This window comes from Streptomyces sp. NPDC058741, assembly GCF_042746715.1.
Lineage (GTDB): Bacteria > Actinomycetota > Actinomycetes > Streptomycetales > Streptomycetaceae > Streptomyces.
Genome location: NZ_JBHYQH010000047.1, coordinates 29,490 through 52,417, shown reverse-complemented (window position 1 = coordinate 52,417; position 22,928 = coordinate 29,490). Strand labels below are relative to the sequence as shown.

Below are 22,928 nucleotides of genomic sequence, written 5' to 3'. Positions count from 1 at the left end.
TAGAGTCAGAGCCGTAGCCGCCGGGGCGTCCGCCCTGCGGGGCCGCGGGCGCGGCGGCGCCGCCGCCCGGGCCGCCCTGCTGGCTGCTGGACGAGGCGAGCGTACGGCTGCGCACCCGGTACAGGCCGGTGTCGAGGTCGTCCGCCTTCTCCAGGTGCACCTTGATCGGGCCCATGAAGGTGTAGCGCTGCTGCTTGGCGTAGTCGCGCACCATGCCGGCGAGCTCGTCGCCGAGCTGGCCGGAGTACGGGCTGAGCCGCTCGAAGTCCGGTGTGCTCAGCTCGACGATGAAGTCGTTGGGCACGACCGTGCGGTCGCGGTTCCAGATGGTGGCGTTGTTGTCGCACTCACGCTGGAGCGCACCCGCGATCTCCACGGGCTGGACCTCGGACTTGAACACCTTGGCGAAGGTGCCGTTGACCAGACCTTCGAGACGCTGCTCGAACTTCTTCAGGACTCCCATGGGGCACCTCCTCCGTCACTGCCGTCCTGTGTACTGCCCTGCGGGCCGCTTGCCTGGTACTGCTTACTGATCGTATCCACGCGCCGCTCGATCGGCTGGTTCCCCCTGTCAGGCCCGCCGACGGGTGTCGACGGATGACGAAGTTCCCTGTGGAGCGCCTCTTCGAACTCCGCCGGCAGTACTGCTGCGCACAACCGCTTCAGGTACTCCCGCCAAGGATCGTAGAGGCGGCCGAAGACCAGTGTCCCGCACCCGGCTGTGGACCCGGACCCTCTCCTGGGGAGACAAGGGGTACCGGTACGAGGTTGATACGTGAAGCGGTCCGCGTTGATACGTGGCAGGGACACCGAAGGTCCGGCGGGGCTCCTGCCTGCGGCAAGAAGGGATGTGAACCCACCCCCGGCAGCGTGCTAATGTTCTCGATGTCGGAAGGCGCCGGCCCCAGCGGGGCAAGAGCCCAGGACACACCCAATGCGCGGGTGGCGGAATAGGCAGACGCGCTGGATTCAGGTTCCAGTGCCCGCAAGGGCGTGGGGGTTCAACTCCCCCCTCGCGCACAGAGGAGCACCGACGAAAGTGCTCTGGATTGCACCGGTGGAACGGGCGGCATCGTGATCACGATGCCGCCCGTTCCTCTTTGTGTGGGCAGAAACACGTGGACCGTCGGCGGTCTTGTTTTCTGGTGTGGATCTTCGGTTGGTTGTCGTAGCCTACGGGTGGCTTGTGATGAAGGTCTCAGGGCTGGGTGGCGTAGCCCTTGGGAGTCCAGGTGCCCAGTGGCTCGGTCTTGCGACGGCGGGTGGGCCGGCGGCGCGGTCGGTCGTCGTGCAGGGTGATCGAGTCGGCCCATGCCCTGAGCCTGCGGCGATTGTCTCGGGCGAGCCGGAAGGCCAGCAGGAGGGTCTGGGCGGCGATGCCGCGGATCCGGCGGGTGCCGGCGTCTTCGATCCGCTCGTAGAGGGGGTCCTTGGCGTAGCCGTCGATTCCTTCGACGCTGTCGCGGAGGCGGAAGTAGACGCGCTGCCAGGCTTCGGAGCCGTACCGGAGGGGCTGGAGAAGGGCCGATGACCGTACAGACCCCAGAACTCCGAAATACTGGATCAACGACTCCTACCAGTGCGGTTTGATGCCCTCTTCATCGACGCTGTCTCGTGGGGCCACCAACCGCGTCAGCGCCGGTGTCCACCACTATGGACACCGGCGCTGACGCACCGAACGGGTAGCTGGCGTCGGGTCTATCAGGAATGATTCATGACACTCCCGTGGCGTCGGCTCACCGACGGTGGGAGGGGTGTCGACGGGTTTCGCTCTGTGCTGTGGTGGCGGTCTTGCTGACCCGGAAGCTCGCCATCATGCCCATCGCCGAATGGTCGAGCATGTGGCAGTGGTACACGTACGTGCCCTCGTAGCCCGTGAAGGTCGCCTGCAGTCTGACCGTTTCCCCGGGCTTGAGGGTCACGGTGTCCTTCAGCCCGCTCTCCGGTCCGGAGGTGACGGGCTTACCGTCGCGCTCCAGTACACGGAACTGCACCAGGTGGATGTGGAAGTTGTGCGGCGTGTAGACGTTGGCGTTGCGGACGGTCCAGGTCTCCGTGGCCCCGTACTCGATCTCGGTGTCGATCCGGTTCATGGCGTACGACTTGCCGTTGATGAACGCGTCCATGGTCTTGCCGGTCTCGTCCATGCTTAGGACGAAGCTGCGACGGACCGTGGCGGTGCCGAGCGCGGGCAGCGTACGCAGGGTCGCGGGCACGCTGCTGGTGTCCTCGGCGGGACCGCCGACCCGGAACTGCAGCACCCTGCCGACCTGGTCGGCAGGGTCGCCGGGCAGCAGCCCGCCGGCGTTGCCGAGGATCAGCGTGCTGCCGACGGTGTACCGGGAGAAGTCGACGACGATGTCGGCGCGCTCACCGGGGGCGAGGAACACCGATGTCACGTCGAGCGGCTCCGCCAGCAGCCCGCCGTCGGAGCCGATCTGCTGGAACGCCGAGCCGTCGGACAGCTGCAGCGCGTAGAATCGCATGTTGGACGTGTTGAACAGCCGGAAGCGGTACTTGCGGGCGGCGACGTTGAAGTACGGCCACGCCCTGCCGTTGGCGAGCAACACCTGGCGGTTCTTGAAGTCGCCCATGGTGTAGACGAGTTGGCCGCTCTCGTCGAAGCGCGCGTCCCGCAGTGCGATCGGCACGTCGTACCTGCCCGAGGGCAGGTTCAGGTTCTGCTCCACGTCGTCGGTGAGCAGATAGAGGCCGGTCAGCCCGCGGTAGACGTTCTCCGACTCCTGCTCGTGGGCGTGGTCGTGGAACCACAGGTTCGCGTGCGGCTGATGGTTCGGGTACGTGTAGGTCTTCGACCCGCCGCCCGGCGCGATCAGGTCCATGGGGGAGCCGTCGCTGTTCTGGGGCACGTGGCCGCCGTGCAGGTGGATGGAGGTGGGCACGCTCAGCTGATTGGTCTGCCTGACCACGACGCGCCGACCGGAGACCGCCTTGATGACAGGACCGGGAAAGCGTCCGTTGAAGGTACGGACCCGGGTCAGGCGACCGGGCAGGATCTCCGCGTCCGCCTCCTCGATGCTCATGTCGTAGTAGCTGGTCATCCCCCGGTCGCCCACCGGCTCCAGTACCTCGGGCAACGGCATCGCCTGCTGGAACTGCGGGACGGTGGTCGGGTCCAGGTCTGCCGCCTGTGCGGGAGCGGCCACGGCGGGCACCAGCAGGCCGGCACCGCCGAGCGCGCCGGTGAGAGCTGCCCCCGTCTTGAGGACGTCTCTGCGGTGAATCATGTCTTCTCCCGGTGGAGAGTTGCGGGTGATGGAATCTCAGGGACCGCGGGAGAAAGAGCCTCACCCGTCCTGGGTGCGGCTCCTTCGTGTCGGAGGTCGGGCGGTCAGGCAGCGGTGAACGCCGGACGATGTTCCAGGGCCCAGTCGGCGAAGGCCGTCGGCGCTCGGCCGGTGATCCGGGCGACCGTGTCCGTCACCGGGGCGGCAGTGCCGACCGAGGCGGCGTACGTGTCGAGGACGGAGTCGACCAGGCCGGGCACCCCGAAACCGCCGTAGTGCAAATCCAGTTGGGCCCGAGCGGCGTCGTCGACCAGGTCGACGACGGTCACCGGACGCCCGATCGCCGCCTCGATCAGTTCGGCCTGCCGGCGCTGCGTCATCGACTCCGGGCCGGTGAGTTCGTACGTCGCGTTCTCGTGGCCGTCCGACAGCAGGGCCTGGACGGCGACCGCCGCGATGTCACGCTCGTGGATCGGGGAGACCGTGCTCTCGGCGTACGGGATGCGGACCTCACCGCTCTCGCGGATCGCGGGAGCCCATTGCAGCGCGTTGCCCGCGAACGCGCCGGGGCGCAGCACCGTACGGGCGAGACCACTGTGCTCCACCGCCTGCTCGATCGACAGATGCATGAGCCCGATCGGATTGGTGGTCACATTCGACGCGGTCACCGCGGCGGACGACAGCAGCACCACGTGCCGGACCCCGGACGCCTTGGCGAGGTCCAGGAACTCGGCGACGCCGGACGGGTTGGGGAACAGGAAGAGCTTCTCCACTCCCGACAGAGCGTCCCTGAACGAACCGGGGTCGTCCAGATCCCCGGCGCGTACGTCGACGCCCGCGGGCAGTCCGGCGGTCTTCGGGTTCCGGGAGGTGGCCCGCACCGGGACGCCGGCCGCGAGCAGTGACTCGACAACGGTGCGGCCGACGTTACCGGTCGCGCCGGTCACCAGAACGGTCATGAGGTGGATCTCCTGTGCATGTGGGGGGAAAGAGAGTGCGTCCGGCGCGAAGGCCGGCCGTGGGTCAGGTCCGGGGCGTGCCGAACCAGCGGTGGAGCGCTTCTGCGAGCGGTGTACCGGGCACCCAGCAGATGTAGCCGTCGGGGCGCACCAGCACGGCCTCGGCGGCGAGATCGGGGAGCTCCGGTACCTCCACGGCGTCCACCCAGCCGGTCCACGGCGCCGCCCCGGCGACGAGTTCCGTCCGCGTGGTGAGCAGGACGCCGTGCCCCTGGTGGAACAGTTCGCTGACCCAGCGGCCGTCCGGCAGGGCGAAGTCGGTGAGCCGGGCCCCGACGGGTTCGTCGCCCCCGAGGTCGTAGCGGATGGAGAGCCCGGAGATCGCACCGCCGAGCAGGCGGTTGGCCTCCGGCAGCTTGATCAACTGGGCGAAGATCTCGCGCAGCGCGTCGTGCTCGATGCCCTTCTGGCCGAGGGCGACCTGGGCGCGGGTGTTCGTGAGGACGGCGGCGCCCACCGGGTGGCGTTCGCCGTGGTAGGTGTCGAGCAGCCCTTCGGGGGCCCGGCCGGCGATCTCGGCGGCGAGTTTCCAGCCCAGGTTCATGGCGTCCTGCACGCCGGTGTTGAGTCCCTGTCCGCCGAGCGGCAGGTGGACGTGAGCGGCGTCGCCCGCGAGGAAGGCCCGACCGACGCGGTAGTGCTCCGCGAGGCGTGAGGCGTCGCTGAACCGGGAGCCCCAGCGCACCTCCTTGACCTCGGTCTCCGCGCCGTAGAACTCCCGGATCACCGCGATGACCTCGTCCTCCGGCACCTTCGCGCGCTGGTCGTCGATCACCTGGTCGGCGACGCTGTAGAAGATCCGGTGGACGCCGTCCGACTCCTTGCCGATCGGGAAGATGTTCGCGAACGACCCGTCCGGACGCATCCGGGGCGAGCCCTTGGTGTCCCAGGTCGTCGCGATCCCCTCGCCGGTGACACCGAGCACGACGTCGGCGACGGTGCCGAACCACCGCGCGTCCAGCCCAGGGAAGTCGACCCCGAGTTCCTTGCGGACGAAGCTGCGGCCGCCGTCGCAGCCCGCCAGATAGCGCGCCTCGATCCACTTGCCCCCGGCCTGGACCCGGACCCGTTCCTCGTCCTGCTCGATGCCGGTGACCTCCGAGTCCCACTGGACCCGCACCCCGAGCGCGGCGAGGTGCTCCTCCAGCACCTTCTCGACCTCGGCCTGCGGAATGGCGACCTGGTACGGGTAGCGGGAGTTCCAGCCGTCCAGCGTCAGCGGGACGGGCAGGTGCGCGAAGTGGGTGGTCTCCAGCCGGGTCCTGGCCTGCTCCTCCGCACCGTCGAGCATGCCGCGCAGGGCCAGCATCTCCGCGGTGCGGGGGTGGAGATTCAGGGCGCGGCTCTCGCCGGTCCGGCCGGGACCCTTGTCGAGCAGGGCCACGTGTGCGCCCGCGAGGGCCAGCTCGTGGGCCAGCGTCAGACCGGTGGGTCCGGCGCCCACCACGATCACGTCAGCGTCCATCACGATACCTCTCCGCCTTCCGGTTCCGAACGATGTTCTATCAGTGAACGTCGTTTTTTTGCAAGTACGGCGTTCTCACGAGGCCGTGAGGAGCCCGTCATGGCCTCCGAGGGCCCGCGGGAACGCTCAAGATCACCAGGTGTGCGTCGGGGCGATGCCCCACGCGTCCAGCTCCAGCTGGACGAGGCTGTGACCGACCGCTACACCGGCGGACTGGAAGCCGACGGACACGGTCTCGCCGGCCCTGAGGACGAAACAGTTCATCCGGCCGGGCGGCCCTCCGGCGCCCGAGACGGTGCGGAAGAGGATGCCCAGGGCGGGTCCGAAGACGTCCCGGGCCTCCGGCAGCATCTCGCCGGCGTTGGACAGCGCAGCGTCCGCCTGCGGGTAGCCGGTGAGGTGCCGGCCGACCGCTTCGGAGTACGCCGCCTTGCTCAGTCGGCGGATCTCCGAGAGGTCGGTGTAGCGCCCGCGCAGACCGTCCAGCCGCAGCGTGGCGATCCCGACCATGTTGGACGATTCCAGGTCGCCGGGCCGCCGGAAGCTCACGGGCAGCCCGACCGTGAACGGCCGGCCCGCCTCGGTGGTGCCCCGGGCCGCACGCAGAATGTTCGCGGTCATGGCGAGCATCAGCCCCGTCACGCTGCCTCCACCGCCCTCGGCCACCCGCTCGGCCTCGGCGGCCGACACGGTGAAGGCGAGCCGGGAACGGACGGGCGCCGCGCCGCCGCCCTGCGGCGACCGCCCGAACAGCAGCCGGGTGGCGGTGGCGGGTACCTCAGCGGCCTTGTCGTACAGCCGTGCCAGCGCCAGCCGGGAGTACGTCCACACGCCTTCCGTCAGCGCGTCGGTGACGTCGTCGACGAGCGAGGGCGACCCGGAGCACCCCTGCCGGGCGCTCTCCCGGGCGGCGAGCGTGGCGGCGCCGATCAGGCCCTGGCCGTCGGTCAGCGCGTGCGAACCGACCAGTGACACCACGGACGTACCGTCGGCGACGTACGCCGCGCTCAGTTCCCAGCCGCGGCCCCCATGGGCGTCGAGCTCGACCCGGCAGGCGGCGTCGGCCCAGTCCATCACCCCCTCCGGGGCGACCGTCCGGGGCGAGACGCGCAGCGGTCGGCAGTCGGTGTGCCGCTCCCAGACCGGGCGGGCCAGCGGCAGCCGGACCGCCCGCATCCGGCGGTTCAACGGGCCCTGGGCCAGGTTGCTGTGGATCTTCGCCAGCGCTTCGGGAGCCGGCCGGCCCTGCACCCGCCAGAGCAGCTGCACCGGCGGGTTCATCCCCAGCTGTTGCATCAGTACGTCGCCTCCGGTGAAGCGCTGCGATCCGCCCGTGGTCATGTGGTCGTCCCTGCCTTCGGCGCGAGCCCGACCAGGGGGGCCAGCGTGCGCCCGGCCAGCGTGATGGAGTCCGGATCGTGCGCGTTGGCCAGCATGTTGGCCATGAGCCCGCCGACTCCGTGGCACAGCACCCGCTCCTGCAGCTGCTCGGTGACCTCGGCCGGGGTGCCGACGAAGAACCGGTCGGTCGCCGCGGCCCGCTCGGAGTCCGTCAGCTCCGCCACGTTCACGCCCGACCTGAGCAGCGCCTCGTCCAGCAGCTTGCGGGCCCGGTCGCCGTCCTCGTCGATGATCAACGGCATGGCGAAGCTGGTCTCCAGCGTCGCCGGATCCCGGTCGGCCTCGGCGCACCGCGCCCGCACCGCTGCCATCTTCTGCGGCAGCTCCGACGCGGTGCAGATGATGTTGAGGTGGTCGGCGTGCCGGGCGGCGAAAGCGAACGTCTTCTTCTCGCCCCCACCTCCGATCAGCAGCGGCAGGTTCTCCCGGAGCCGGGGCTCGTTGATGGCACCCTCGGCCCGGAACCAGCGCCCCTCGACCCGCGGCCGCGCCCCGCGCAGCATGGGGACGGCAATGGCGAGCGCCTCCTCGAACCTGCCGAAACGCTCGGCGACGGTACCGAACTCGTAGCCGTACTCGCGGTGTTCCTGCTCGTGCCAGCCGGCGCCGACGCCGAGCACCGCGCGCCCCTGGCTGATCACGTCGAGCGTGGTGACCATCTTGGCCAGCAGGGCGGGGTTGCGGTAGCCGATACCGGTCACCATGGTCGACAGCTGCACCCGGCTGGTGGCTGCCGCCAGCGCCCCGAGCAGGGTGTACGCCTCCAGCATCGGGCCGTCGGGCGGACCGATCAGCGGCGGCTGGTAGAAGTGGTCCATCGTGGTGACCAGGTCGAAGCCTGAGTCCTCCGCGGCCCGCACCTGGGCGACCAGTGCGGGGAAGAGGTCGGTGACCGTCTCCGTGTGATGGAAGTATGGGATGTGGTAGCCGAGACGTATGCTCACGTGCTGTTCCTCCTACCAGGTGACGGGAAGTTCGCCGGGGCCGAAGAACTGGCCGAAGTACGTGAAGGGCAGGGCGCCGGGGTCCACGGCGAGCCGCAGGCCCGGGACGCGGTGGAAGAGCCGGTCGAGGACGATCTGGAGCTCGGCGCGCACGAGGTTCTGGCCGAGGCACTGGTGCGCCCCGTAGCCGAACGCGACGTGCCGGGTGTCGGGGGTGCGCCCGATGTCGAAGCGGTCCGGGTCGGGGAACGCGTCGGCGTCCCGGTTCGCCGGCAGGGTGGGGATGATGACTCCGTCGCCCGCGCGGATGCGGACGCCGCCGATCTCCACGTCCTCCAGGGCCATCCGGAGCGGCCCGGTGTCGGTGATCGACAGGAAGCGCAGCAGCTCCTCGACCGCGGCCGGCGTCCGGTCCGGGTCGGCGGTGAGCTCCTTCAGCTGCTCCGGGTCGGAGAGCAGGGTGAGCACCGACAGGGAGATCATCGCCGCGCTGGAGGCGTGTCCGGCGATCTGCAGGAGCTGCACCAGGCTGGCGAGTTCGAACCGGTCGGCGGCTCCGCCGCGCTCCCGGCGGGACCACTCGATCTGACGGCTGAGGAAGTCGTCGGCCGGTTTCTTCTCCTTGGCCGCGATGACGCCGTCGAGATGGGCGTGCAGTCCCGCGGCGGCGGCCCGCTGCTCTTCCTCCGTCCGGGCCTCCCGCAGCATCTTCTCGGTGTTGCGCTCGATGGCGTCGAGGTCGTCCGCCGGAACGCCCAGGAACGTCTCGAGCACCAGCGTGGGCACGGGGTTCGCGAAGTGGGCGACGAAGTCGACCGGCCGGTCCGGCTGCGCCAGCATCCGGTCGATCGCCGTGTCGACGATGCGCTGGATCCGCGGCTTCATGGCGTTGATCTTGCGCACGGAGAACTCGCCGAGGACCGCGCGGCGGGCCTGGGAGTGCTCGGGACCGTCCATGTTCACGAGGAACGGTGAGAAATAAGTCAGCGCCTTGAGTCCACCCGGAGACAGTTCGGGAAAACCGGGCCGAAGTTTCTCGGAACTGAAACGGGCATCGGAAAGAACCGCTCGGGCGTCCTCGTTCTTGGTGATGAGCCAGGCGGAGCGCCCGTCGGACATACGGACCTGGTGCACCCGACCGCCCGCCTCGTCCAGCTCCCGGTACGTGTCCGGAACGCTGAACGGGCAGGTGCGAAGTATCGGAAACTCTGGGGCGGCTTCGGTTGCGATCTCGTTCATGGCAATTCCCTTGGTTAAGCCGAGGGGGGCTGCATGAACGTTAGCGCGACTATTTTCCCTGGGGGTCAGACCAGAGTCAGCTTTTTGTTAATTCTCCGACCTGGAAACTGCAGGGGAATCCATTACAGAAAATGACCGGTCAGTCCGTGATGAAAGTCGCCAGTCCGGAGATCAGCATGTCCAGGCCCAGTTCGAACCTGCCGTCGCTGTCGGCGTCCAGCATGACGTCCACGTTGCCGGCGATGGACGGGAACCGGTCCGCGGGCAGGGAGGTGAAGTAGTCGCGGACGGGGTCGAGCCAGTCGTCCACGTCCTTGTGCGCCAGACGCCAGCCCTCGTAGACGTCGGCCGTCGTGTAGAGAGTGAGCCGGTGCAGGGCCCAGGACGCGGTCTTCGCGGAGACGCCCACGTTCAGTAGCACCGACAGCAGCCGCTCGGTGATGGCCACGCCGATGGCGGTGGGAGGGAAGGCGGCGAAGTTGTAGAGGGCGATGTCGCCGTGGGCCGACAGCACGCGCTGCATCTTCGTGTAGTGCGCCTTGAGGTCCTTGTCCCACTGCCCGGTGACCTCCGGGACGCCGACCTCCTTCATCACGCGCTCGAGTACCAGGAGCAGCAGCTCCTCGCGGTTCTGTACGTGCGCGTACAGGCTGGAGGCGACCACACCCAGGTCGCCCGCGACCCGGCGCATCGTGACCGCCGCGCTGCCCTCCGCGTCGACGACCGCGAGCGCGACGTCGACGATCCGCTCCGCCGTCAGCGGAACGCGCGCGGGAGCCGCGGTTTTCCGGCGCGCCTCCCATGGTGGAAGGGGCACCTCGTCGGGGTTCGACTTCTGACGCATCTCGGAGACCTTACCGGTGAGGACCAGGCGCCCAAAGGCGCGGGTTCGGATCGGGGACCGTGGGGGATTCTGGCGCGGGTTGACGCCGAACATCATTCTAGAGTAGAACATAGTTCGTTTACGTGAAAGTGTTCGGGTGCGGGCAACAGTATTCGATCAACGAACATCGTTCATCGCGCGTCCGACGCTGTTGGCGGCACTGTCAGCTGTCTCGACCCAGGAGGTCGGCATGTCCACTACCGAAACGCCGCAGTCCGTGGCCTTGCCGGAGGGCCCCGTGGTCTCTGCCAGGCGGGCATGGGCGGCCGTCGGCGTCATCCTCATCGGCGAGATCATGGATCTGCTTGATTCGCTGGTCACGACCATCGCCGGACCGACGATCAGGCGCGACATGGGTGGCTCGCAGGAGTTCATCCAGTGGCTCGCGGCCGGATACACCATCGCCATGGCCGCCGGACTGCTCATCGGCGGGCGGCTCGGCGACAAGTACGGGCGCAAGAACCTTTTCCTGGTCGGCCTGGCCGGCTTCACCGTGACCTCGCTGGTCTCGGCGCTGGCGACCAACCCGGAGACCCTGATCACCGCCCGGATCCTGCAGGGCCTGCTGGGCGCGCTGATGGTCCCGCAGGCGCTCGGCATCATCCGGGGCGTGTTCCCGCCGGACAAGGTCGCCCTGGCCTTTGGCGTGACCGGGCCCGCGATGGCGCTGTCCGGCGTGGCCGGGCCGATCGTGGCGGGCTGGCTGGTCGACGCGGACTACTTCGGATGGGGCTGGCGGATGATCTTCGCCGTCAACGTCCCCATCGGCGGCCTCGCTCTGCTGGCCGGACTCGCCGTGTTGCCCAGGTCGACGCGGCAGAAGGACCTCAGGATCGACGTGGTGGGGGCCCTGATCGCCGCGGCGGGGATGGCCGCCGTGATCTTCTCGCTCGTGCAGGGCCGTGAGCTGGGCTGGCCCTGGTGGGTGTTCGTGCTCCTGGCCGCCGGCGTCGCCGCCCTCGCCGGCTTCGTCCGCTACCAGTCCCAGCGGGCGGGCAAGGGCCTGTCGACACTCATCGTTCCCTCGCTGTTCGGGAAGAAGGCGTTCGTCTCCGGGCTGTCCGTCGGCATCCTCTTCTTCAGCGTGATGATGGGCGGCGCGCTGCTGTTCAGCCTCTTCTTCCAGCTGGGCCTCGGCATGAGCCCGCTGAAGTCGGGACTCGCCACGATCGCGCAGGCGGGCGGCATGCTGCTCGGGTTCGGGTTCTCCCAGGCGCTCGGGATGACGCGACGGACCATGCTCATCGGGTTCGCCGCCGTCGCCGCCGGCCTGCTGGCCGTGCTGGGCACGATCGCCGTCCAGGACGACCCGGTGAACGTCTGGTGGCTCTCGCCCGCGCTCGCGGTGGTCGGCATCGGTTCCGGGCTCGCCATCGCGCCGTTCTTCGACATCGTGCTCTCGGGCGTCGACGAGGAGGAGACCGGCTCCGCCGCGGGTACCCTGAGCTCCGCCCAGCAGGTGGGCAACGCGCTCGGTGCCTCCGTGCTCGGCACGGTCTTCTTCTCCGTCCTGAACGGGCGGCGCGAGCACGGGGCGTCGGCCTTCACGACGGCGACCTCGACGAGCCTCCTGGTGGCCGTCGCGGTCGTCGCGGGCGCCGCGCTGTGCACCTTGTGGCTGCCCGAGCGCGCGGTGCGGCACGTGGAGGTGTGACGGCGCTATCCCTCGCAGGATATGCGCCGACGGATTTCTCGTAGCGAAGCGTTGTCGGGTCACCTGCGCTAAATCTCGCCAGGCCGAATGAATTTAGCCACCGAGCAGGAATGCTCTGCGGCCTTTGGCGTATCGTGATCGACAGTGCTCCGTCGGAAGTGATCCGTTCCTGACGGAGCGGAGAAGAAGTTCACACCATGACCTCGGATTACATGCCTGGTTCGCCACGGCTGTCGATGAAGCCACCGTAAGTCCGGACCGGCAAACCCCGATCGACCTAAAAAGGGAGTAAAAGCTTTACGAGGAAGTGATCGGGATGTCTTCTGTCACACATCCAGAAACATGGGGGTAGATGGATGAATCAGTGTGCCGAGATATCGGAAAGTGACATACGGACGGATACTGCCGGTGAGGCCGATCGGCAGCGGTACCACGGCAGTGTCGCCGTGCTGCCGGCGCGGCCTCTGCCCGTGTCGTTGCCCGCGTTCGACACCTGGCAGGTACTCCTCGTCGAGAGCGAGCACCGGCAACGGGAGTCGCTGAGCGAGGCGCTGGGTCGGCACGTGCACCAGGTGACCTGCGTCGACACCGGCGCCAAGGCGCTCGGCGTCTATGACCAGGCGGATGTCGTACTGCTGGGCCCCGACCTTCCCGACATCGACGGGCTGGAGGTGTGCCGGGCCATCCGGGCCACCTGTGACACCCCGATCATCGTGGTCACCGACCGCGACTCCGAGCTGGACTGCGTGCTGGCCCTCCAGGCCGGGGCCGACGACTACGTGGTCAAGCCCTACGGATTCCGGGAGCTCCTGGCCCGGATGGACGCGGTGATGCGGCGCGCGACCCCGCGCCGGCAGGGCGAGCACATCATCGAGCACGGACCCTTGCGGATCGACGCGCTCACCCGCGAAGTGCAGCTGCACAACCGGATGATCCCGATGAGCCGCAAGGAATTCGACCTGCTCCAGCTGCTCGCGGCCAATCCCGACAGTGTCATCTCACGTGAGCACATCATGCGACAGGTCTGGAACGACTCCTGGTCGCGCCGCACGGTCGACACGCACGTCAGCAGCATTCGCGGAAAACTCGGCGAGAAGTCCTGGATTCTCACGGTGCGGGGCGTCGGCTTCCGCATCGGGCGGGCGTAGCCGTGATTTCGTAACACGGGCGTAGCCGTGATGTCATAACAGAAGAGAGCGCTTTGCCGGCCGCCGCCGCAGCTCTTCCAGCTGTGGCGGCGGCTTTCTCATGCCCTGAGCTGCCCTTCTGACATTCCCCTGACATGCCGCTGAGTTGTGCGTGGGGGGACCTGACAATTCCCTTCATGGAAATGTAGAACTTATGAAGTGGAACGTGTTGAGAGTGCAACGAGTCCTGGTGAATAGTGAATGCATAATCCGATCTGTCGGAAGACAACGGGAGGGCAGGGCATGTTCACTGTGGTGAGCGTGGGAAGGCTGAACGGGGATTCCAGCAAGGAGATATCCGAGATCTTCGCTGAATTCGACGCGGTGACCGCGCCCGGGATATCCGGCCTGAAACGCCGGCAGCTGTACAGCTACTACGACGTCTTCGTCCACATCCAGGACTTCACCGGGGAGAACGCCGACAAGAAGGCCGAGGGAGCGGCGAAGGACTCCCGGGTGGCCGGACTCCGCGAGCGGACGGCCCCCCTGGTCACGGCCTACGAGCCGACCCTCGCCGACGACCGTGCCGCCACCTTCTACCACTGGGAGGGAGACCCGCCCGTGGACAAGGAGACCGGCCTGCACAGCACGGTCATCGTGAACCGGGTCGCCGACGATGTCATCCCCGAGGTCGCCCGGCTCTTCGGCGAACTGGACGCCACCGACTTCCCGTACCGGATGGGCACCCGGCGCCGGCAGCTGTTCTCGTACCACGGCGTGTACTTCCACATCCAGGACTTCCCGAGTGAGAACGGCACGGCCGTGATCGACCAGGCGTGGAAGGAGGCCGACCCACGCTTCGTGAAGATCTGCGCCGACCTCGACCCGCTGGTGAAGAAGTACGCCCCGGAGCGCTGGCGCTCCACGGCCGACCAGATCGCCACCCGCTTCTACCTCTGGGAGGCCTCGGCGTGACCGCGCGACGAGTCGTCATCACCGGCGTCGAGGTCATCGCCCCCGGCGGAGTCGGCGCCCGGAAGTTCTGGGAGCTGCTCACCGAGGGACGCACCGCGACCCGGGGCATCACCTTCTTCGACCCCACCCCGTTCCGCTCCCGCGTGGCCGCCGAGGTCGACTTCGACCCGTACGAGCACGGCCTGACCCCGCAGGAGGTCCGGCGGATGGACCGGGCCGCCCAGTTCGCGGTGGTCGCCGCGCGCGGCGCCGTCGCCGACAGCGGCCTGGCCCTCGACGCCCTCGACCCCTACCGGATCGGCGTCACCGTCGGTACCGCCGTCGGCTCCACCATGAGCCTCGACGAGGACTACCGGATGGTCAGTGACGACGGCCGCCTCGACCTGGTCGAGCACACCTACGCCGACCCGCACTTCTACAACTACTTCGTGCCGAGCTCCTTCGCGGCCGAGGTCGCCCGCGCCGTCGGCGCACAGGGACCGAGCAGCGTGGTGTCGGCGGGCTGCACCTCCGGACTCGACTCGGTGGGCTACGCCGCCGAACTGATCCGCGAGGGCACGGCCGACGTCGTGGTCACCGGAGCCACCGACGCGCCGATCTCGCCGATCACCCTCGCCTGCTTCGACGCGATCAAGGCGACCACGCCCCGCAACGACGAACCGGAGCACGCTTCCCGGCCCTTCGACGGCACCCGCAACGGGTTCGTGCTCGGCGAGGGCGCCGCGGTGTTCGTCCTCGAGGAACTCGAGAGCGCGCGGCGCCGGGGTGCCCGTGTCTACGCGGAGATCGCGGGATACGCGACCCGGAGCAACGCTTACCACATGACGGGCCTGCGGGCCGACGGCGCGGAGATGGCCGAGGCGATCACCGTCGCCCTGGACGAGGCCCGGATGAACCCCACGGACATCGACTACATCAACGCGCACGGTTCGGGGACCAAGCAGAACGACCGCCACGAGACCGCCGCGTTCAAGCGCAGCCTGGGCGACCACGCGTACCGCACACCGGTGAGCTCCATCAAGTCGATGGTGGGGCACTCGCTGGGCGCGATCGGATCCATCGAGATCGCCGCATCGATCCTCGCGATCCAGCACAACGTGGTACCGCCCACGGCGAACCTGCACACCCCTGACCCCGAGTGCGACCTGGACTACGTGCCGCTCACGTCCCGCGACCAGCTCGTCGACGCCGTCCTCACGGTCGGCAGCGGCTTCGGCGGGTTCCAGAGCGCCATGGTGCTGGCCCAGCCCGAAAGGAGCGCGGCATGACGGCCTCAGTGGTGGTGACCGGTCTGGGCGTGGCGGCGCCCAACGGACTCGGCGGCCAGGACTTCTGGAACGCGACCCTCGCCGGCAAGAGCGGCATCGGCCCGCTCACCCACTTCGACGCCTCCCAGTACCCGGCGAAGCTCGCCGGCGAGATCAGCGGCTTCAGGGCCGAGGAGCACCTGCCCAGCAGGCTGATGCCCCAGACCGACCGGGTCACCCGGCTCTCGCTTGTCGCGGCGGACTGGGCGCTCGCCGACGCCGGGGTGACGCCGGTCGAACTGCCCGAGTTCAGCATGGGCGTGAGCACCGCAAGCTCGGCGGGCGGGTTCGCGTTCAGCCAGCACGAGCTGAAGAACCTGTGGAGCAAGGGCAGCCAGTACGTGAGCGCGTACCAGTCGTTCGCCTGGTTCTACGCGGTCAACACCGGCCAGATCTCCATCCGCCACGGCATGAAGGGCCCCAGCGGAGTGGTCGTCACGGACCAGGCCGGCGGTCTGGACGCGGTGGCCCAGGCCCGGCGCCAGATCCGCAAGGGCACCTCGCTCGTCGTCGCCGGCGCCGTGGACGCGCTGCTGTGCTCCTGGGGCTGGACAGGACTGCTCACCAGTGGCCGTCTCAGCACGGCCGAGGAGCCGACCCACGCCTACCTGCCCTTCGACGACCGGGCCGCCGGCCACGTGGCCGGTGAGGGCGGCGCCCTGCTCATCATGGAGTCGGCCGACTCCGCGAGGGCCCGCGGCGCCAAGGTGTACGGCGAGATCACCGGGTACGCCGCCACCTTCGACGGAGCCGAACCCGGTCTGCGCAAGGCCATGGAACTCGCCCTCGCCGACGCGGGCGTGACCCCGGCCGACGTGGACGTGGTGTTCGCCGACGCGGCGGCTGAGCCGGAGCTCGACCGCGTCGAGGCCGAGGCGATCGTCGAGGTCTTCGGGCCCCACGGCGTACCGGTCACCGCGCCGAAGACGATGACGGGACGGCTGTACGCCGGGGGCGCGGCACTCGACCTGGCCACGGCCTTCCTCGCCCTGGACGAGGACACGATCCCGCCGACGGTCCACACCGAGCCGGCCGAACACTACGGCCTCGACCTGGTCGTCTCCCAGCCCCGCGCCGCCCGCCTGCGCACCGCGCTCGTCCTCGCCCGGGGTCACGGCGGCTTCAACTCGGCCATGGTCGTGCGCTCCTGAGCGCCGCCGCACTTTCCTCCGCGCCCCACTCCCACCGCAAGCAGGAACAAACAGGAAGGCTCCCCATGTCCCGCACCTTCACCCTCGACGACCTCAAGCGCATCCTCCTCGAAGGCTCCGGCGCCCCCGACGGCACCGGCCTCGACGGGGATGTCCTCGACACCGACTTCTCGGACATCGGCTACGACTCGCTCGCCCTGCTGGAGACGGCCAGCCGCGTCGAACGCGAGTACGGCATCGAGCTGGACGAGACCGTCGTGGGCGACGCGACCACCCCGCGCGCCCTCCTCGACGCCGTCTCCGCCCACCTGGTCGCCCAGGCCGCCTGACCACAGCAGCCCGACAGCACAGGGAAAACCACAGGGAAAGAGGGGACATGACAGAGCAGAAGAGCCGGGTCGTCCTGGTGACGGGTGCCACCAGCGGCATCGGTCTGGCGGTCACCCGGCTGCTGGCCGGGCAGGGGCACCGGGTGTTCATCGGCTCGCGCACCGAGGACAAGGTCGTCACGACCGTCAAGCAGCTCCAGGAGGAGCAGCTCGACGTGGACGGCGTGGTCCTGGACGTGCGGTCCATGGACTCGGTCCGCGGGTTCGTCCAGGCAGCCGTCGAGCGATTCGGCACCGTCGACGTGCTCGTCAACAACGCGGGGATCCCCGGCGGCGGCGTCACCGCCGACATCCCGGACGAGCTGTGGGACGACATCATCGACACCAACCTCAACAGCGTGTTCCGCCTGACCCGCGAGGTGCTGACCACGGGCGGAATGCGGCACAAGGACTGGGGGCGCATCGTCAACATCGCCTCCACCGCCGGCAAGCAGGGCGTCATTCTGGGCGCCCCGTACTCCGCCTCCAAGCACGGCGTCGTCGGCTTCACCAAGGCGCTGGGCAACGAACTGGCTCCCACCGGCATCACGGTCAACGCGGTCTGCCCGGGCTATGTCGAGACGCCGATGGCCGAGCGGGTACGGCAGAACTACTCCCGCCTGTCCGGTGCCCCGGAGTCGGCGATCCTGGAGAAGTTCCAGGCGAAGATCCCGCTGGGCCGCTACTCCACCGCCGAGGAAGTGGCGGGCCTGGTCGGCTACCTGGTGACCGACACGGCGGCGTCCATCACCGCGCAGGCCCTGAACGTCTGCGGCGGCCTCGGCAACTTCTGACCACCTCCCGAGCGCGAAGGAGTTCACCATGCCGTCGGAGCTGCACGAGTCCCGTCACGAGATCAAGATCTCGGCCCCCGCCGAAACCGTCTACCGCATGCTCGCGCATGCCGAGGACTGGCCCCGGCTCTTTCCCCCGAACATCTACGTCGACCATGTGGAGCGCGGCGAACGCGAGGAGCGCATCCGCATATGGGCGACGGCCGGCGACACCGTCAAGAACTGGACGTCGCACCGGACCCTCGACCCGGAGAACCTCCGCATCCGGTTCCGGCAGGAGGTCAGCACGCCTCCCGTGGCCGCGATGGGCGGCACCTGGCACATAGAAGCGCTGCCCTCCGGGGACGCACTGGTGCGCCTCGACCACGACTACCAGGCGGTCGACGCCGAGGGTCTGGCCTGGCTCGACGAGGTGGTGGACAGCAACTCCCGCTCGGAACTGGAGTCCCTGCGGGCGATCGCCGAGTCCGAGGGCGCCACCGACGAGAGGACCTGCTCCTTCGAGGACACGATCGCGATCAGCGGATCCGCCGGTGACGTGTACGAGTTCATCGACCGGGCGGACCTGTGGACCGAGCGTCTGCCGCACGTCCTCGCGGTGCGGCTCGAGGAGCCGGCGCCCGGCCTGCAGACGCTGGAGATGGACACCCTGTCCAAGGACGGCACCTCGCACACCACGAAGTCGTACCGCGTGTGCCTGCCGCACCACCGGATCGCCTACAAGCAGGTCACCCTGCCCGCCCTCATCACGCTGCACACCGGCCGCTGGACCATCACGCCGACCGAGGACGGCGTCACGGCCTCCTCGCAGCACACGTTCACGGTCAACACCGGGAACATCGCGAAGATCCTGGGCGCGGACGCGACCGTGCAGGACGCGATCGACTACGTCCGTACGGCGCTGAGCACCAACAGCATGGCGACCCTCGGTCTGGCCAGGTCGTTCGCCGAGGGGCGCGCCGGGGGCGACCGTCCGTGACGGTGGCACAGCCTGCCGCCCCGGCGGGAGTGCGCAGCATCACCCTCGACGCGGACGGCATCACCCTGTCCGCGCTGCTCGCCCTCCCGTCGCAGGCGCCGTGCAGGGCGATGGTCGTCGCCCTGCACGGGGCCGGGATGAGCGCCTCGTACTTTCACGGACCGGCCCTCCCGGACACGTCGTTCCTCGACCTCGCCACGAGCCTCGGGTTCGCGGTGGTGGCCGTGGACCGCCCGGGCTACGGCCTCTCGGCCCGGCAGCTGCCCCAGGGGCAGGGGGTCGCGGAACAGGCGGCGACGCTCGGCGCGGCCCTGCGTTCCCTGACGGCGCGGTTCGACACGGGCAGCGGCGTCTTCCTCCTCGCCCACTCCTTCGGCGGCAAGCCGGCGCTGCGGATCGCCGCGGACGGCACGGTGCCGCGCCTGCTCGGCCTCGACGTCTCCGGCTGCGGCGGCGAGTACGCGGTGCCGTTCAGCGCCCGGGACACGCACGGGCGGCGCAGCTGGCGGCTCAACTGGGGGCCGCTGCGGCTGTATCCCCCGGGGACGTTCCAGGCCAGCGGCGCCGTCGTCACCTCGGTTCCGCCGCGTGAGCTCGCGGACGCCGTCCGCTGGCCCGAGGAGTTCGCCGAGTTCGCCGGGCGGATCCGGGTTCCGGTCCGGTTCACCTTCGCCGAGCACGAGGCCTGGTGGCAGCACGACCAGCAGGCGGTCGCCCGGCTGCGGTCACGGCTGAGCTCGGCCCCCCGAGTGGTGACGGACCACCAGCCCGACGCAGGCCACAACATCAGCCTCGGCTGGACGGCCCGCGCCTACCACCTCAGGGCCCTCGGCTTCGCGGAGGAGTGCCTGTGGTCGCGGGAGGCGGAGGGGAGCCCCGCGCTGATCTCCCCCTACAGCGCCTGACACCGCTGCGGTTTCCCCTGGCCGCTGGTTCCCCGATCGCACCACACGACCCGATCAGACCCACGCTCAGAAAGCAGGACCGGACATGACCCAGGACATCGTCGGCGTGTGGCACCTGGACGCCTTCCACGACGTGGACGAGGCCGGGCGGCCCGTGGGAGAGGGCCCGCTCGGGCCGTCCCCGTCGGGCATGCTGATCTACACACCCGACGGCCACGTCTCGGTGAGCATGATGCCCACCACACCGTCTGCGGCGCCGGGCCCGTCGTACATGGGCTACGCGGGCGAGTGGCGGGTGCAGGACGGGAAGCTCGTGCACCGTATCCGGATCTCGTCGCGCCGCGACTGGATCGGCATCGAGCAGTCCCGGGACGCCGAACTCGACGGAGACGTCCTCACCGTCCGCGCCACCCGGGAGGTGGACGCGCGTCCGCAGCGGCGCGTCCTCGTGTGGCGCCGGACCGAGCGTTCCGGGGGTGCCCGATGAGCGCCCTGGTGGACACGCTCGCCGGGATGGCCGAGGACGCCGACCACCCCCTGCTGGTGGCCCTGACCATCTTCGCCCTCGGAGCGGTGCGCATCGCGGCCACTGGCCCGGAGCAGGAGCCGGCGGAAGGCCGGAGCGCCGCGGCGGTGGCCGAGCACCTCGGGCGGCTGGGCCTGGAGGGCACATGACCCCGGGCGCCCCGCCGCGCGTGCTGCTCCTCGCGTACGACCTGCGCTCCCCGGGCACCGAGGAACTCGCGCGCACGGTGTTCAAGGTGCTGCCGCCGGCCGAACGCGAGCGCGTCCTGCGAAAGCGGCTGGCCGCGGACCGGACCCGCTCGCTGATCGGCCGGTGGCTGGCCCGCCGGGCCGCCGCACGGATCGTCGGCACGCCCTGGACGACCCTGTGCACCGGCCAGCGTCCCGGCGGGCAGCCGTACGTGGTGGGCAGGCCGCAGTTGTCGCTGAGCATCGCGCACGGCGGCCGGTACGCGCTGGCGGCCGCGGCCCTGGGGGCGCGGGTCGGAGTCGACACGGAGCAGGTGGCGCGTGTGACCCGGCTGCCCGACACCGCCTTCCTCGGCCCCGGCGAGCAGGCGGCCCTGCAGGCCATGCCACGGGACGAGGAACGCCGGGCGGCCCTGTGGGTGCTGAAGGAGTCAGCCGCCAAACTGACCGGCCAGGGCCTGCGTGCGGGCCTGCGGAGCATCGTGTTCGAGTGCCCGGGCGCCCGCTTCCCGCTCGCCGCGCGCACCCCTTACGCCGCGGCGGAGTTCAGAGCCTTCCGGCTCCCTGGCGGATACGTCGCCGCGGTGGGCTCGTCCGCGGGCGAACCGCCCCGGGAACCCGTGTTTGTCACCCCGTTTCGTGAGACAGCCCTGGAGACCGGAAGGACGGACCGCTTCATGAATGATCTCGCCCAGCAGAACAGCATCGGCAGGGCCGACGACCACGCCCGGGCACCCGAGCGGGCGCCCCGGGGTGACGGGGGCCGGGACTGCTGCGACGAGGAGACCGAACAACATATCTGGCGCAGCGTCAACTGATCACGATGCGGTGGGCCACGAGGGGCCGCCCGCACTGTCGATCGGCTCGCCATGCAGTCCGACAGCCAGTCTCTGAACCTGCCGGTGCCCGATGCCGGAGCCGGTGACGGTATTGATCCGCTCGCATGCGTCAGCGAAGCTGCCGCGGACGGATTCGTGCGTGTGGGGGAGGCGGTCGGAATGAGCGGGACAGAGTCCCGAGTCGGCGACGGGGCGGGCAAGGAGCCGGCGCGCGAAGGCGGGGTGCGGGGCCGGTTGCCGCGGGTGCGCGGCTTCGCCGAGTGGCCGTCCGGGGGTTCGCCCAAGAAGGAGGGCAAGGCCCTGCGCGAGCGGACACCGCGCGACGCGCACGCCGCGCTCGACCTGGACGCCTCCCGGCCCGACGCGGTGAGCGCGGTCGAGGAGTCGGGCCGCGGCCGGCTTCCCGAGCTGACCCCGCTCCGGGTCGGCCGCATGTCCGCCTCGCCGTTCGCGTTCCTGCGCGGCTCGGCGGGCCTGATGGCCTTCGACCTCGCACGCACACCGACGACGGGCATACGGGCACAGATCTGCGGCGACGCCCACGCGGCGAACTTCGGTCTCTACGGCGACGCGCGCGGCGGTCTGGTCATCGATCTGAACGACTTCGACGAGACGGTGCCCGGCCCCTGGGAGTGGGACCTCAAGCGCCTCGCGGCCTCCCTGGTGCTCGCGGGCCGGGAGGCCGGCGCCGACGAGGACCGGTGCCACGCGGCGGCCCACGACGCGGTGGGCGCCTACCGCCGGACCATGCGGCTGCTGGCCAAAATCCCGGTGCTGGACGCGTGGAACGCCATCGCGGACGAGGAGCTCGTCTCCCACACGGACGCCCACGACCTGCTCGGCACGCTGGAGCGGGTCTCCGAGAAGGCCCGCCTCAACACCAGCGGGCGCTTCGCGGCCAAGTCGACCGAGGCCACGGAGGACGGCGGCCGCCGCTTCATGGACGCCCCGCCGGTGCTGCGGCGCGTCCCCGACGAGGAGGCCGTGCTGGTGGCGGCGTCCCTGGAGGACTACGTCGGCACCCTGCCGGAGGACCGCCTGCCCCTCCTCGCCCGGCACGCGGTGCACGACGTGGCGTTCCGCGTCGTCGGCACGGGCAGCGTCGGCACCCGGTCCTACGTCGTGCTGCTCCTGGACCACCGGGGGGAGGCGCTGGTCCTGCAGGTGAAGGAGGCCCGGCCGTCGGCGCTGGTGCCGCATCTGCGCACGGCCGGTTTCGAGGCGCCGGAGGCCGCTCACGAGGGCCGTCGTGTGGTCCTCGGACAGAAGCGCATGCAGGTCGTCAGCGACATGCTGCTGGGCTGGACGACGGTGGACCGGCGTCCCTTCCAGGTCCGCCAGTTCCGCAACCGCAAGGGCAGCGTCGATCCGGCCGCCCTGGCCCCCGACCAGCTGGACGACTACGGCCGTATGACCGGCGCGCTGCTCGCCCGGGCCCACTCCCACAGCGCCGACCCGCGGCTCGTCGCCGGATACTGCGGCAAGAACGAGGAGCTGGACGAGGCGATGGCACGGTTCGCGGTGGCCTACGCCGACCGGACCGAGGCGGACCACGCGGATCTGGTGGAGGCGGTGCGCGTGGGGAAGCTCGCCGCCGAGGTCTGACCGGGGTCCGGCCGAGGTCCGGTCGGGCCCGGCCGGGTCGGTTGTGGTCCGGTTGTGGTCCGGTTGTGGTCCGGTTGGGGTCGGTCGGAGTCCGGTCGGGTCCGGCCGAGGTCGGTCGTGGTCCGGTCGTGGTCCGGTTGTGGTCCGGTTGGGGTCCGGCCGAGGTCGGTCGGAGTCCGGTCGGGTCCGGCCGAGGTCGGTCGTGGTCCGGTCGTGGTCCGGTTGGGGTCCGGCCGAGGTCCGGTTGGGGTCCGGTTGGGGTCCGGTCGGGTTCCGGTCGTGGGGTGCCGCCGGGGAAACGGGGCGGGACC

The 22,928-nt window shown here is 69.9% G+C and carries 22 protein-coding genes and 1 tRNA gene; 14 read left to right on the top strand and 9 right to left on the bottom strand.

Translation table 11 applies throughout. The features are described from left to right. On the bottom strand, window positions 1-463 hold a 463-nt coding region (locus tag ACFW6P_RS27870; protein WP_386425211.1), incomplete at its 3' end, for a DUF3662 domain-containing protein. Window positions 464-936: 473 nt separating this feature from the next. Between ACFW6P_RS27870 and ACFW6P_RS27865 the strand changes: the two genes are divergently transcribed. Continuing rightward, window positions 937-1,020 (top strand) — tRNA-Leu (locus ACFW6P_RS27865). 178 nt (window positions 1,021-1,198) lie between these two features. Here the strand turns inward: ACFW6P_RS27865 and ACFW6P_RS27860 are convergent. From ACFW6P_RS27860 to ACFW6P_RS27825, 8 genes are all read right to left on the bottom strand, one after another. Then, complete coding sequence (locus ACFW6P_RS27860; protein WP_386359192.1) at window positions 1,199-1,567, bottom strand: hypothetical protein; 369 nt, start codon at window positions 1,565-1,567, stop codon at window positions 1,199-1,201. A gap of 169 nt (window positions 1,568-1,736) precedes the next feature. Then, a complete protein-coding gene (locus tag ACFW6P_RS27855; protein WP_386425208.1) occupies window positions 1,737-3,248 on the bottom strand; it encodes a multicopper oxidase family protein in 1,512 nt (503 codons plus the stop codon). Between the two features lie 104 nt (window positions 3,249-3,352). After that, window positions 3,353-4,207 (bottom strand): NAD(P)H-binding protein, encoded by an 855-nt coding sequence (locus ACFW6P_RS27850; RefSeq protein WP_386359188.1) that lies wholly within the window; start codon window positions 4,205-4,207, stop codon window positions 3,353-3,355. A 64-nt stretch (window positions 4,208-4,271) separates the two neighbouring features. Then, window positions 4,272-5,732, bottom strand: coding sequence for an FAD-dependent oxidoreductase (locus ACFW6P_RS27845; protein ID WP_386359186.1), 1,461 nt, complete (start codon window positions 5,730-5,732; stop codon window positions 4,272-4,274). A 132-nt stretch (window positions 5,733-5,864) separates the two neighbouring features. Then, window positions 5,865-7,073 carry a hypothetical protein gene (locus ACFW6P_RS27840; RefSeq protein WP_386425206.1) on the bottom strand — a complete coding sequence of 403 codons (1,209 nt, stop codon included), beginning with the start codon at window positions 7,071-7,073 and terminating at the stop codon, window positions 5,865-5,867. Further along, window positions 7,070-8,077 (bottom strand): LLM class F420-dependent oxidoreductase, encoded by a 1,008-nt coding sequence (locus ACFW6P_RS27835; RefSeq protein WP_386425203.1) that lies wholly within the window; start codon window positions 8,075-8,077, stop codon window positions 7,070-7,072. The genes ACFW6P_RS27840 and ACFW6P_RS27835 overlap by 4 nt, the downstream gene beginning before the upstream one ends. Before the next feature lie 12 nt (window positions 8,078-8,089). Beyond that, entirely contained in the window at window positions 8,090-9,316 is a 1,227-nt protein-coding gene (locus tag ACFW6P_RS27830; protein WP_386425200.1) for a cytochrome P450, read from the bottom strand. A 139-nt stretch (window positions 9,317-9,455) separates the two neighbouring features. Further along, entirely contained in the window at window positions 9,456-10,160 is a 705-nt protein-coding gene (locus tag ACFW6P_RS27825; protein ID WP_386359178.1) for a TetR/AcrR family transcriptional regulator, read from the bottom strand. 229 nt (window positions 10,161-10,389) lie between these two features. Between ACFW6P_RS27825 and ACFW6P_RS27820 the strand changes: the two genes are divergently transcribed. The 13 genes from ACFW6P_RS27820 (at window position 10,390) to ACFW6P_RS27760 (ending at window position 22,617) form a co-directional block, all read left to right on the top strand. Beyond that, window positions 10,390-11,853, top strand: a complete 1,464-nt coding sequence (locus ACFW6P_RS27820; RefSeq protein ID WP_386359176.1) for an MFS transporter — start codon at window positions 10,390-10,392, stop codon at window positions 11,851-11,853. A gap of 470 nt (window positions 11,854-12,323) precedes the next feature. After that, window positions 12,324-13,001, top strand: coding sequence for a response regulator transcription factor (locus ACFW6P_RS27815; protein WP_386359174.1), 678 nt, complete (start codon window positions 12,324-12,326; stop codon window positions 12,999-13,001). 300 nt (window positions 13,002-13,301) lie between these two features. After that, a complete protein-coding gene (locus tag ACFW6P_RS27810; RefSeq protein ID WP_386425197.1) occupies window positions 13,302-13,955 on the top strand; it encodes a TcmI family type II polyketide cyclase in 654 nt (217 codons plus the stop codon). After that, a complete protein-coding gene (locus ACFW6P_RS27805) occupies window positions 13,952-15,223 on the top strand; it encodes a beta-ketoacyl-[acyl-carrier-protein] synthase family protein (RefSeq protein ID WP_386359170.1) in 1,272 nt (423 codons plus the stop codon). The genes ACFW6P_RS27810 and ACFW6P_RS27805 overlap by 4 nt, the downstream gene beginning before the upstream one ends. Then, entirely contained in the window at window positions 15,220-16,413 is a 1,194-nt protein-coding gene (locus tag ACFW6P_RS27800; protein ID WP_386359168.1) for a ketosynthase chain-length factor, read from the top strand. Before ACFW6P_RS27805 ends, ACFW6P_RS27800 begins: the two co-directional genes overlap by 4 nt. Window positions 16,414-16,478: 65 nt before the next feature. Further along, the gene (locus ACFW6P_RS27795) at window positions 16,479-16,742 is read left to right on the top strand and encodes an acyl carrier protein (RefSeq protein ID WP_386359166.1); all 264 of its coding nucleotides are present in this window, start codon (window positions 16,479-16,481) and stop codon (window positions 16,740-16,742) included. 47 nt (window positions 16,743-16,789) lie between these two features. After that, window positions 16,790-17,575, top strand: coding sequence for a 3-oxoacyl-ACP reductase FabG (fabG, locus tag ACFW6P_RS27790; RefSeq protein ID WP_386359164.1), 786 nt, complete (start codon window positions 16,790-16,792; stop codon window positions 17,573-17,575). A gap of 28 nt (window positions 17,576-17,603) precedes the next feature. Further along, window positions 17,604-18,554 (top strand): aromatase/cyclase, encoded by a 951-nt coding sequence (locus ACFW6P_RS27785; protein ID WP_386359162.1) that lies wholly within the window; start codon window positions 17,604-17,606, stop codon window positions 18,552-18,554. Continuing rightward, window positions 18,551-19,459: an alpha/beta hydrolase gene (locus ACFW6P_RS27780; RefSeq protein ID WP_386359160.1), complete on the top strand. Its 909-nt coding sequence runs from the start codon at window positions 18,551-18,553 to the stop codon at window positions 19,457-19,459. The genes ACFW6P_RS27785 and ACFW6P_RS27780 overlap by 4 nt, the downstream gene beginning before the upstream one ends. An 85-nt stretch (window positions 19,460-19,544) precedes the next feature. Further along, entirely contained in the window at window positions 19,545-19,946 is a 402-nt protein-coding gene (locus ACFW6P_RS27775; RefSeq protein WP_386359158.1) for a lipocalin-like domain-containing protein, read from the top strand. Then, the gene (locus tag ACFW6P_RS27770) at window positions 19,943-20,134 is read left to right on the top strand and encodes a hypothetical protein (protein WP_386359157.1); all 192 of its coding nucleotides are present in this window, start codon (window positions 19,943-19,945) and stop codon (window positions 20,132-20,134) included. Before ACFW6P_RS27775 ends, ACFW6P_RS27770 begins: the two co-directional genes overlap by 4 nt. Then, window positions 20,131-20,991, top strand: coding sequence for a 4'-phosphopantetheinyl transferase family protein (locus ACFW6P_RS27765; RefSeq protein WP_386359155.1), 861 nt, complete (start codon window positions 20,131-20,133; stop codon window positions 20,989-20,991). Before ACFW6P_RS27770 ends, ACFW6P_RS27765 begins: the two co-directional genes overlap by 4 nt. 180 nt (window positions 20,992-21,171) lie before the next feature. Then, a complete protein-coding gene (locus ACFW6P_RS27760; RefSeq protein ID WP_386359153.1) occupies window positions 21,172-22,617 on the top strand; it encodes a DUF2252 domain-containing protein in 1,446 nt (481 codons plus the stop codon). Window positions 22,618-22,928: the final 311 nt, after the last annotated feature.

Bases quoted from the DNA above. Each gene is read 5' to 3' on its own strand.
- ACFW6P_RS27855 (WP_386425208.1), bottom strand. From the start codon at position 3,248: ATGATTCACCGCAGAGACGTCCTCAAGACGGGGGCAGCTCTCACCGGC.
- ACFW6P_RS27850 (WP_386359188.1), bottom strand. From the start codon at position 4,207: ATGACCGTTCTGGTGACCGGCGCGACCGGTAACGTCGGCCGCACCGTT.
- ACFW6P_RS27845 (WP_386359186.1), bottom strand. From the start codon at position 5,732: ATGGACGCTGACGTGATCGTGGTGGGCGCCGGACCCACCGGTCTGACG.
- ACFW6P_RS27840 (WP_386425206.1), bottom strand. From the start codon at position 7,073: ATGACCACGGGCGGATCGCAGCGCTTCACCGGAGGCGACGTACTGATG.
- ACFW6P_RS27830 (WP_386425200.1), bottom strand. From the start codon at position 9,316: ATGAACGAGATCGCAACCGAAGCCGCCCCAGAGTTTCCGATACTTCGC.
- ACFW6P_RS27825 (WP_386359178.1), bottom strand. From the start codon at position 10,160: ATGCGTCAGAAGTCGAACCCCGACGAGGTGCCCCTTCCACCATGGGAG.
- ACFW6P_RS27820 (WP_386359176.1), top strand. From the start codon at position 10,390: ATGTCCACTACCGAAACGCCGCAGTCCGTGGCCTTGCCGGAGGGCCCC.
- ACFW6P_RS27800 (WP_386359168.1), top strand. From the start codon at position 15,220: ATGACGGCCTCAGTGGTGGTGACCGGTCTGGGCGTGGCGGCGCCCAAC.
- ACFW6P_RS27795 (WP_386359166.1), top strand. From the start codon at position 16,479: ATGTCCCGCACCTTCACCCTCGACGACCTCAAGCGCATCCTCCTCGAA.
- fabG (WP_386359164.1), top strand. From the start codon at position 16,790: ATGACAGAGCAGAAGAGCCGGGTCGTCCTGGTGACGGGTGCCACCAGC.
- ACFW6P_RS27785 (WP_386359162.1), top strand. From the start codon at position 17,604: ATGCCGTCGGAGCTGCACGAGTCCCGTCACGAGATCAAGATCTCGGCC.
- ACFW6P_RS27775 (WP_386359158.1), top strand. From the start codon at position 19,545: ATGACCCAGGACATCGTCGGCGTGTGGCACCTGGACGCCTTCCACGAC.
- ACFW6P_RS27770 (WP_386359157.1), top strand. From the start codon at position 19,943: ATGAGCGCCCTGGTGGACACGCTCGCCGGGATGGCCGAGGACGCCGAC.
- ACFW6P_RS27765 (WP_386359155.1), top strand. From the start codon at position 20,131: ATGACCCCGGGCGCCCCGCCGCGCGTGCTGCTCCTCGCGTACGACCTG.
- ACFW6P_RS27760 (WP_386359153.1), top strand. From the start codon at position 21,172: ATGAGCGGGACAGAGTCCCGAGTCGGCGACGGGGCGGGCAAGGAGCCG.